The 9,384-nt window shown below is 56.6% G+C and carries 6 protein-coding genes and 3 pseudogenes; 6 read left to right on the top strand and 3 right to left on the bottom strand.

What is annotated here, in order from left to right; translation table 11 throughout:
* The first annotated feature begins 781 nt into the window (after nt 1-781).
* The 5 genes and pseudogenes from EN925_RS11020 to EN925_RS11000 all read left to right on the top strand — a co-directional run.
* A pseudogene (locus tag EN925_RS11020) lies at nt 782-1,975 on the top strand (IS256 family transposase).
* A 986-nt stretch (nt 1,976-2,961) separates the two neighbouring features.
* Nucleotides 2,962-3,405 carry an aspartate 1-decarboxylase gene (gene panD, locus EN925_RS11015; RefSeq protein WP_063169354.1) on the top strand — a complete coding sequence of 148 codons (444 nt, stop codon included), beginning with the start codon at nt 2,962-2,964 and terminating at the stop codon, nt 3,403-3,405.
* Nucleotides 3,406-3,718: 313 nt separating this feature from the next.
* The gene (locus tag EN925_RS11010) at nt 3,719-4,987 is read left to right on the top strand and encodes an acetyl-CoA carboxylase biotin carboxylase subunit family protein (RefSeq protein WP_082826583.1); all 1,269 of its coding nucleotides are present in this window, start codon (nt 3,719-3,721) and stop codon (nt 4,985-4,987) included.
* Between the two features lie 81 nt (nt 4,988-5,068).
* On the top strand, nt 5,069-6,238 hold the full coding sequence (locus EN925_RS11005; RefSeq protein WP_063169356.1) for a Xaa-Pro peptidase family protein: 1,170 nt from the start codon (nt 5,069-5,071) through the stop codon (nt 6,236-6,238).
* A gap of 117 nt (nt 6,239-6,355) precedes the next feature.
* A pseudogene (locus EN925_RS11000) lies at nt 6,356-6,586 on the top strand (IS3 family transposase); the annotation flags it as partial.
* 142 nt (nt 6,587-6,728) lie between these two features.
* On the opposite strand, the gene EN925_RS10995 reads toward EN925_RS11000, so the two are convergent.
* Nucleotides 6,729-7,169 (bottom strand): GNAT family N-acetyltransferase, encoded by a 441-nt coding sequence (locus EN925_RS10995; protein ID WP_158515807.1) that lies wholly within the window; start codon nt 7,167-7,169, stop codon nt 6,729-6,731.
* A gap of 476 nt (nt 7,170-7,645) precedes the next feature.
* Nucleotides 7,646-8,575, bottom strand: a complete 930-nt coding sequence (locus tag EN925_RS10990; protein ID WP_063170383.1) for a 2-oxoglutarate and iron-dependent oxygenase domain-containing protein — start codon at nt 8,573-8,575, stop codon at nt 7,646-7,648.
* Between the two features lie 456 nt (nt 8,576-9,031).
* On the opposite strand from EN925_RS10990, the pseudogene EN925_RS40665 reads away from it, so the two are divergent.
* Nucleotides 9,032-9,175, top strand: a pseudogene (locus EN925_RS40665) (transposase); the annotation flags it as partial.
* A gap of 81 nt (nt 9,176-9,256) precedes the next feature.
* Here the strand turns inward: EN925_RS40665 and EN925_RS10985 are convergent.
* A partial coding sequence (locus EN925_RS10985) for a GMC oxidoreductase (protein ID WP_144289770.1) occupies nt 9,257-9,384 on the bottom strand: 128 nt, incomplete at its 5' end.

The raw sequence follows: 9,384 nt of genomic DNA, 5'->3' as shown, positions 1-9,384 counted from the left end.
ACTTTACAGCGACTGGACTTGTTAAGAAGGACCACAGCCTTGAGCTGGCCGATTCGTTCATCGCGCCAGCCAACTATCCTGCTATCGCCTTCGAGCTCAACGAGCAGGCTGCGGTCGACGCGTTCAATGCCGTATGCAGGACTATGTTGGCTCTGGCGAAATGATGGCAGTATTCGGCAAATACGGCTACGGCAAAGACAACCTGCGGACGGCAGCAAGACCGCTGACCTCTGCAGAGGCTGAAGGCAATGTGCCTTAACACGTCCCCGGTCATGGCGGGGACGTGTTCAGTGGGCAAGCGTCTGTGAGGCGATTTCAGGTCCACCGTGGCGGTGCTCACAAGACGCGCCTCATTGCCTGAAACAAACACATCTACACTTCATCGGGTGCGCACATGTGAGCGTCGCGGCCCACAATACGACGGCCAATATGCGGGCTGGCTCACCTGCCACATCAGGCAACTGCGCAAGCAAATCCCCTGACGTGTGCCGGAACGAGAAGCAGGAGAATACTGTGGAAATCAGAGTTGTACGCCCGGGCGACCTTTCTCAATTGCGCAAGATTTGTGACGAACACATCGACTTGGAAGGGGTGACAATAGCGGACCAGGACCTGAGTCCTTATTGGAACTCGGCGTTTTTTGGAACACCTGCCCAGTTGTTCGGTTGGGTTTGTGATGAAGGAGGGTGTGTGCTGACAGTTCTGCAAATTCGCTGAGAGAGGGCGGTCATGGCAGGCTGGTGATTGTTCACGTCACCGATTCCCGCGAAGGAACGCCACCATGACCAAGATTGAAAGTAAGACCGGCAGCGCTGCCATCAAAGACATTCTGCTTTCGGACCCGGACGGACTTCACGAAGTGATCCGTGCGGTGATGCAGGAGGTACTCGAGGCCGAGATGGACGAGGCGCTGGGGGCTTCGAAGAGCGAGCGCACACCTGAGCGGCTCGGCTACCGCTCGGGTTATTACGGCCGCACCCTTGTCACGCGGGTCGGCAAGCTTGAGCTGCGGGTTCCGCAGGACCGGGCCGGCCGCTTCTCGACCGAGCTTCTCGAGCGTTACCAGCGTTCGGAGCGGGCCTTGGTGGCGACGCTTGCGGAGATGTATGTGCAGGGCGTGTCGACCCGCAAGGTCAAGGCGATCACGGAAGAGCTGTGCGGCCATGCGTTCTCGGCCTCGTCGATCTCGGCCATCAACAAGCGGCTGGACGAGAGCCTCGCTGCCTTTGCCAGGCGCCCCCTTCAAGAGCCGTTTCCTTACCTCATCCTCGATGCGCGCTAAGAGAAGGTGCGTGAGGCCGGCGTCGTCATGAGCCAGGCGGTGCTGATCGCTGTCGGCATCGACTGGGACGGCCGGCGCCAGATCCTGGCCGTCGAGATGGCCAATCGCGAAAGCCGCTCGGCCTGGAGGGATTTCCTCGTCGCGCTGAAGGCGCGCAGCCCCAAGGGCGTCGAGCTGGTTGTCTCCGCCAATCATGCCGGCCTGGTCGCGGCGATCGGCGAGGTGATCCCCGAAGCCGCCTGGCAGCGCTGCTACGTCCACTTCCTCAGGAACGCGCTCGATCACCTGCCGAGAAAGCACGGCGCCGACTGCCTGCAGGACTTGCGCTGGCTCTAATGACCGGCGCGATCTCGCCGAGGCCAAGGCCGATCTCGCCGCATGGCTGTCCAAATGGTCGGGCCGCTATCCGCGACTGACGAGTTGGGTGGAGGAGACCATCGAGCGCACGCTGACCTTCTTTTGCCTGCCGCGCCAGCATCACAAGCATCTCAAGAGCACCAACATGCTTGAACGGCACAATGAGGAAATCCGCCGGCGCACCAATGTCATGCGCATCTTCCCCAATGAAAGCTGCCTGCGCCTCGTCAGGGCGCTGGCTGCGAGACCAACGAGAACTGGATGGAGGCCAACCGCTACATCAACATGGACGATCTGCGCGAGCACAAGAAGCTCGCTCTACGCCAAGCCGCATGACCAGCATCGTGGCCGCCCCATTTTGCAGAACTTGACGCACACAACCTGAAGGAGGTAAGCGTCATGACAACTCTTAGAGGATACATGACCGCGTCGATCCGGCTTTTCCTTGTTGGTCAGGGGCGATCCTCGGGTACGCCTCCGGCGAGGGCCGCCTTGCGCGATCATGGCACGGTAGCGAGGCTGGGCTCTTAAGGTCGTCCTTAGGAGCGTAAGCCCCGCGACCATCCCATCGCTGAAAACAAACCCTTGATCAGCGGGCGCCCGACGGACCGCCTCTGTCGTCGTGGCGCTCCCATGAAGAACCTGGCCCATAGTGCATCCTTTGATTCGGAAGATAAGGATGCCCCATCAAAACCTGAGATCAAACATTTAGGCAGGCCTCGACTGGGACAAGTAAAACGGCCGCATTCGAGGCATGAGGCTGCACGCGTCTAAGATCCGAACAGCCAATACCCGAGCGTCCTCGACATCCCCGCCGCCAGAAGTCAACGATGCCCAGATCGGCCGCACGACCACCAGCAGAAGGGCGCCACCTCAACCCGTCCTACACTCAACATTTTGTCGCGTCCGCGACGTGCCTTCTTGATCCGATCCGTGGTCTGCTCACCTAAATAGCTGAAAGAGATCACGCATTTCTGTTTCCGGCCTGATTAGCCAGTTTGGCACGAGGTTTGCAACTTTGTGTGCGATCCAGTTGAACGGGCCGATTGGCACAGTCACCTGAAATCACAACTAATTAAAGGAACGGAACATGTCGGAACTGTATCGGATGGCATTACCAATGGGGGACAGCCGGCCGGCAATGCCTCCGCCCACCACAACCAGCCTTCGCCTGACTGTCTCGTGCTGGCCACGCCAGAGTAATCAATTTTGTCCTAAGAACCACAATACGACAAATCGCAGAACGTCCATCCATCCATCCTGAAACCAAGACACAGCAATCGCTTGTCGACGCAGTGTCCCACCGCCGAGAGGAAATGTAGATGAGAAAATTTGTTGCCGCCAAGCTTCATGGAATAACTGTGACCGACGCGAATTTGAACTACCGGGGCTCAATAACTTTGGATCCAGATCACTGCGACGAAGCCGGCATCCTTCCAATGGAATTCGTTGAAATCTGGAATAAATCATCGGGCGCTCGAATCAGCACTTACGTGATTTATGGAGAGCGGGGTTCTCGTTGCTGCGTGCTGAACGGAGCCGCTGCTCGCACCTGTCAGGTCGGGGACGAAATAATCGTTTGCTCCTCCGCATACATCGAGGAGCATCAGATGGTGGAGATCAAGCCGCGAGTGCTGACTTTCCACCGGGATAATTCTATCTGCGACCACATGTTCTACGAGGGTGCAATAGACGACGATGGAAGGATAACGTTCTCGATTCGCGAGGGCTCTCCCGGCGATAACGCGCTAAAACTCACTCCCTAGTAGGGCCTTTCGGTGACAGCTCGTGGCGCCGGGTCCCGGTCAAGGGCGTACTCGTCCCCAGTACTCTGGTACGCGATACAGTGCATTATCCCACTCGGCCACTATTCGGTCAGTTGCCATCAAGCCCAATCGGTTCTGCCCAGATCTGGGAAGACGATTTTGCTGCGCCAAAGGCAACTTCAGCTTCAGCCAGCGGCTGCGGGTAGAGGCGACCAATTTCACGGAATGTTTGGCCTTGGATCGTTGTCTTTAAGTCTGAGGTCCACGATGGCAAAACGACCTATCGACAAAAACGCAGAGTGGAGAACAGCCAATGTCAAGGAAAGCTCTCATCCTGGTTGAAGGCCATGCAAGAGGTAATGGAATACGATACATCCACGCGGCCCGGCGTCTTGGCTTTCATCCAATTACACTATCAGTTGATCCAACACAGTACGAGTATCTTGCGGCGGAAAGAAGCGAGGCAATCCGTGTCGATACAACCAATCTTGATACCTTGATTCGCGAATGTTCCAGGCTGCGTGAGACCAATGACATCGCTGGTATCACGGGCTTCTCGGGCATCGACGAGTCGGTCTATGCAACCGTTGGCAAACTATGTCGGCATTTCGACTTACCGGGACCCAACCCCGAATTGATTGAACGATGCTGTGACAAATTCTCTCAGCGCCAGCTACTTGCGGAAGCCGGAGTTCCGATACCCGCTTATCGCATGGCGCTGAATGTGGCAGAAGTAGAAAGCGCTGTCGCGGAGATCGGCTTTCCCGTAATTGTTAAGCCGGCAATCGGCAGCGGTAGCATCGGTGTCCGATTGTGCCGCAACGCCGATGAGTTAGCTGACCACACGACCTATCTGTTGGGTGGGAAGCACATCTGGCCGTCTTCGCCGAGGATATTGGTTGAGGAATTCGCGCGCGGCCCTTTTTATAGCGTGGAGATAATGGGCAATGAGGTTATTGGGATTGTCGCCGTTGATTTCGGCCCCCCACCGCATTTCGTCTTCCGTGAAACGACCTTCCCGGCCCCGCTTGCGGAAGACGATCATGACCGTATCGTTGATGTTTCGCTGAGGTGCTTGCAAGCTCTTGGCCTTAATTGGGGGCCAACGAACATCGAGCTCCGGTTGACTAATCATGGCCCGGTTGTAATCGAAGTGAATCCGCGTCTTGCTGGTGCGCTTGAGCCTGAACTGGTCCAACTGGCGAGCGGTGTCGATCTGGTCACCGAGCACATCAAGCTTGTCGTCGGCGAGGAATGGGATTTGCGCAGAAGGCATTTGCAGACCGCAGCCGCGCGGTTCCTAGTTGCTGATTGCGACGGCACCCTCGATTGGATCGATGGCGGCAGTCAGGCGATCGCGGTACCAGGTGTCGCTGAAATCAAATTGTATGTTGAACCCAACGCGCCGATCTTCAGGAAAGGCGATTTTCGAGACTGGATAGGACATGTCGTCGCCGTTTCACCCAGCCTTGCTCAGACCGAAGCGATACTCCAACGAGCTGTCGACTTAATCGCTTGGTCTATCACACCGCCGTCGGGCGAACAGGAGCGATCTGCAGCCCCACGACTCCCCCCCAACTGAGAGGTGATCCGTCGCCAGCATAAGAACTCTTACCCGCAATAGCTCGCCTTGTTGTCAAAAGCATAGCTGGAGTTCAAACTTATGAATATATCCAAGGGACCCCAGGCATTCCCTAGAAGTGAATACCTTCGCCGGCTCGGCTCGGTGAAGTTCGAAATGGGTCGGTGCGATATCGACGCGCTCGTCGTTTCCGACCAACATAACATTACCTATCTCACGGGGTACACCGCGCTATCAGCCTATGTTCCTCAGGCCGTTGTGGTTTCGATACGAGAAGAGGAACCGACGTTCATTCTGCGCCGCTGTGATGCGCCGGCAGCCATTCATCAATGTTTTATGGAGCGCGACAAAATCGTCGCATACCCCGAAGCGTATATTGGAAATCCTGACAAGGATGGCTATGACGCGGTAGTCGATTACTTGGAGGACGTCGGCCTCGCGAGTCGAGGCATAGGAATCGAGCTATGCTGCCTTCCATCGCAATCGGCGAAAAAGTTTAGGATGCGCCTGCCTGGTGCCACGATCGTCGATGCTACTAAGGCGGTCACTTGGAAAAGGCTCATCAAGTCAGATCTCGAGATAGCTGTAATGCGGGAGGCGGCGGCAATCTCAGACGCCGCGATTCGACGCGCTGCTGAGGTAATACGCCCCGGGGTGCGTGAAGCAGACGCGTGCGCGGAAATTGTGGCAACGTTGGTGCGCGGCGCAAACGGTAAGCCAGGAAGCGGGATCGAGGGAATAAGTTTGTGTTCATCACCGCGAACGGGAACGTGCCACATTCCGTGGAGCGAGGACGTTTTTCGCTATGGATCGCAGGTGAATCTCGAAATCGGCGGTGCGCGATATGGTTACTGTGCTGGGCTTATGCGCACTTACACGATCGGCTCACCCTCCGATCGTCTACGTCGCGTGCATGAGATCCAAGTCGCCGGCCTTGAGGTCGCTCTTGATGCGATACGGCCAGGAGCGACTTGCAGCGATGTTGCCAACGCCTTCAATCGCAGCATCGAGAAGCGGGGCCTCAAAAAGGAGACGCGTTGCGGCTATGCACACGGCATTGGTTGGTTGGAGCCGACCGCAAGCCTTAAGGATGGCGATATGACAGAGTTGCTACCAAACATGACCTTTCACCTGATGTTAGGTAATTGGATCGAGGAGGATTTTGGATACGTCATCAGCGAAACGTTCCGTGTCACAGACTCCGGCGTCGAGGTACTGACCACTGCTCCCCGGAAGATTTTTGAGATCTAAATTAGAATATGGCTTGTCATAACGACAGCGCGGACGTCCGGAATAGATCTTGCCGGTCGACGAGATGTCGCCTACCTTGTTGAAGTGCGGACGGCGAGCGGCGGTCGGCATGCGGGGCCGATCCGTGTCGAGGCGAAGCCGAACGCACGCTGGTCGCTGTACGACCAGTTCTCCTGCGGCCGATCAACTCGTCGACGACGTGACGCGCGAATGCCTTACGCGATTCCGGACACAGATCTCTGGTCGCCGCGTTGCTCGCGAACTGACGACCTGATCGCCCAGCGCGGCAAGCCCGGCATGATCGTCGCAGACCACCGCACGGAGTTTACCTCGAACACGGTCCTTGCCTGATCAATGGATCATCGCGCCGAAAATACATTCCGCTGCAAGCCCATGTGCGCAACATAAATGGCTGCACCTCTAGTCTACTCGCCACTGTTTAAAAGACTGGGGCAGGTCAATGCGCTTTCGTTACGACCTCAGAGCAAGTCTACAGGTCATAGTAGTAGGTAAGGTATGGACTCAATTTACCGATCTTGTCATAGAGCGCCCGCGCATGATAATTTGATCTGTCCGTATTCCAATAGATTCTCAGCCAGCCTTGGTCGCGACCGTAGGAGGCCAGATTCGTGAGCATGGCTTGGCCAATCCCCTGGCGCCGCGAAGACTCGTCGACATAGAGATCTGCGAGAAAACAGACCGGACGATCGCTAAGAGTATACGGGTGAATGACAAAGGTAGCAAAACCTATGGTAACGCCAGTTGCTGAGACCGCGATCAGCGCGTTAATCGGTTCGTCTGGGCGCTCGATGCGCCGCCAGATCCTATCTGTCGCCTGTTCTGATGAATTGAGACCTTGGTCGGCGCAATATGCGTACCAAAGGGACCGCCATGCATCGCGGTCGGCAGTGCCTGCGAGACGAATCTCCATGAGGGGCGGGCTCCGGCTGAGAATGGGCTCCAGGGCGCGAGGTGTTCGGCCTGAAAGGTTGACGGCTTGCGATAACTGCCACCGGCCCGCAAGACGTGCAGCACGCGACCGCCGGGTGTTATAAGATCTTTCCGCCTGTGACGGCGTCGTGGTCGCGCTGGAACTGGTTCCCGGGAGCTCGGTTCGCGATACGTCAAGCGCGAGTTGGGCGAGCGTTATCATGGGATCAAGTTCCCTCAGGTTTTCCCGCAGCACGTTTGCGACAGCGGTGCAGATCTAGTGCGATCTTTCCCTGCGACCACACGATGCAAACAATCTGACACCATAGGTGCATTCATCCCGAAGCGGGCTTCCGACCGCCGCGCTACACGCGCGACGGCGGGACAATCTAGCGGATGCGAGAGTTCTTCCAGCTTACCACGGAGATCTGCACCGCGTCGGCGCCATAATTGCGCATGCTTTAGAAAAGCAGACAATCATTGCAGTTCGCGCGCGCGTCCGGCGCCATTCCCAGTCACCCATATTGACTCAACGTTGCGCAGCATCATTTCTACAACACTAACTTGCTGCCCTTGTCGCGAAGTCAGGCGAGCGTCGATCTCGGGATAAATAAAGAAGGGCAGCGAAATTCGATCAGTCGGACCACTATGCACGACCTGGTGGGGCGTACTCTTGAAGCGGCCGTCGCTCAAGACCTGAAGGAGGTCGCCCAGATTGACTACGAGACTATCGGGCAGGCTCGGCACCGGCATCCATCGACCGCGGAACCACACCTGCAAGGAACGCAGGGGGAGTTCCTCTTGCAGCAGCAGCGTGAAGAAGCCATGATCCGTGTGCTTTGCGCAAGTGCCGCCGCGAGCTGGATACCGTATCACGCGTTGCCCAAGCGTCGGCGTGCTGAAATGGCGTTGGAACCATGCCTCTTCCATACCTATCAGGTCCGCCAGCGCATCCCCGATCTGGGGGACAATCCCGGCGAGCACGGTAGCCTGCAAAGCAAGCAGGTTTCTTGCGAAGCCAGGAGCCAAGGCTTCATCCGGAAGGCGCGTGCGGCCGGAGAACGGACGCCGGTCGCCTTCGTTCTCAATTCCGAGGTCGAATACCTCCTTTGGATCGAAGCCGGCCTCAGGATGTAGCATTTCGCCGTGTAAAGGACTGTATCCACGGGCGGCAGTGGGGTACACGTCCTGAAAGGCGTGCCCGTAGCGTTCCTTAACCGACTGTGGCAATGCGAAGAATCGCCGGGAAGCCTCAATGGCTTGCGCGATCTGTTCCCCGGGGATGCCGTGCTCGACAAGGTAGAAGAACCCGTATTCCTGGCATGCCATTTGCAGGCGCTGGCGCTCGTCACGTCGCGTTGCATCGTCTCTCAATTTCGAAAGTGAAATTTTCGGCAGCGTGGTCATAGTCAATCCCCTTTTTGGGCGCTTAAGTTGATTAGTGTTTGCCGCGGCTCTCAAAGTCGACAGTTCCTTGGATGTGGGCAACGCGCCGTCTCTTCCAATAATAACGAAAGTCGACATGATGTCCCATTCTAAGGCTAAGCCGATGGCTGGGCGGTGATTCCGTCTTAGCAATTGATCTCTAGCGCTTCCTGGTGAAGATAACAACGATTTGTATGTTAATATAGTTGTATATATTGTTACATCCGTCGCGGTTAGTTTAACATTATCACGGCCAAGATACTAAGAGCGATTTACAATTCTGAATTGCTTTATGACTTCCAGGCTCAATCCAGACCAGCGCCGACCTCCGGGTTTCATGGCAGGATCGGCCATCTCGAAGAGCTCTATGACGCGAGGTATCGCCAGCTACCTGAGCTCGTCCATCACACACGCCGTCCCGGACGATGGCCGAATGGCAGAAACCGACCGCTCGAAATTTTCCTATCCCATAGTCTTTTTCGACGCTATCCGGGTCGAGCGGTCAAGCTCAGGGACGAAGACTTCGTTCGCAAAAAAGCCATCTACATCGGGTTCGGCGTTCTGCCTGGCGGCACCAAGGAGCACATGAGCTGAGGAAGCGCTTGTCGACGTTATCCGCCGTCTCGACGAGACGACTAGCCGAGCAGCAAAGCAGGCAGCGATTTAGCTCCGTCTGCCGTCTCTCAAGGTTGTGTCGGCCAATTTCTCAGCCACCATAATCGTCGGAATGTTTGTGTTCGCCCGAGGGCAAAATGGCATGACGGAAGCGTCGGCGATCCTCAAACCCAAAA

This window comes from Mesorhizobium sp. M7A.F.Ca.US.006.04.2.1 (assembly GCF_004022915.1).
Classification (GTDB): Bacteria; Pseudomonadota; Alphaproteobacteria; order Rhizobiales; family Rhizobiaceae; genus Mesorhizobium; species Mesorhizobium ciceri.
The sequence above is the reverse complement of the archived record's forward strand: the minus strand, read 5'-3'. Positions and strand labels throughout refer to the sequence as shown.

What these genes read in the sequence shown, in the direction of transcription:
- EN925_RS11005 (WP_063169356.1), top strand. Translation starts at nt 5,069, where the DNA reads ATGAATATATCCAAGGGACCCCAGGCATTCCCTAGAAGTGAATACCTT.
- EN925_RS10990 (WP_063170383.1), bottom strand. Translation starts at nt 8,575, where the DNA reads ATGACCACGCTGCCGAAAATTTCACTTTCGAAATTGAGAGACGATGCA.
- panD (WP_063169354.1), top strand. Translation starts at nt 2,962, where the DNA reads ATGAGAAAATTTGTTGCCGCCAAGCTTCATGGAATAACTGTGACCGAC.
- EN925_RS11010 (WP_082826583.1), top strand. Translation starts at nt 3,719, where the DNA reads ATGTCAAGGAAAGCTCTCATCCTGGTTGAAGGCCATGCAAGAGGTAAT.
- EN925_RS10995 (WP_158515807.1), bottom strand. Translation starts at nt 7,169, where the DNA reads ATGGAGATTCGTCTCGCAGGCACTGCCGACCGCGATGCATGGCGGTCC.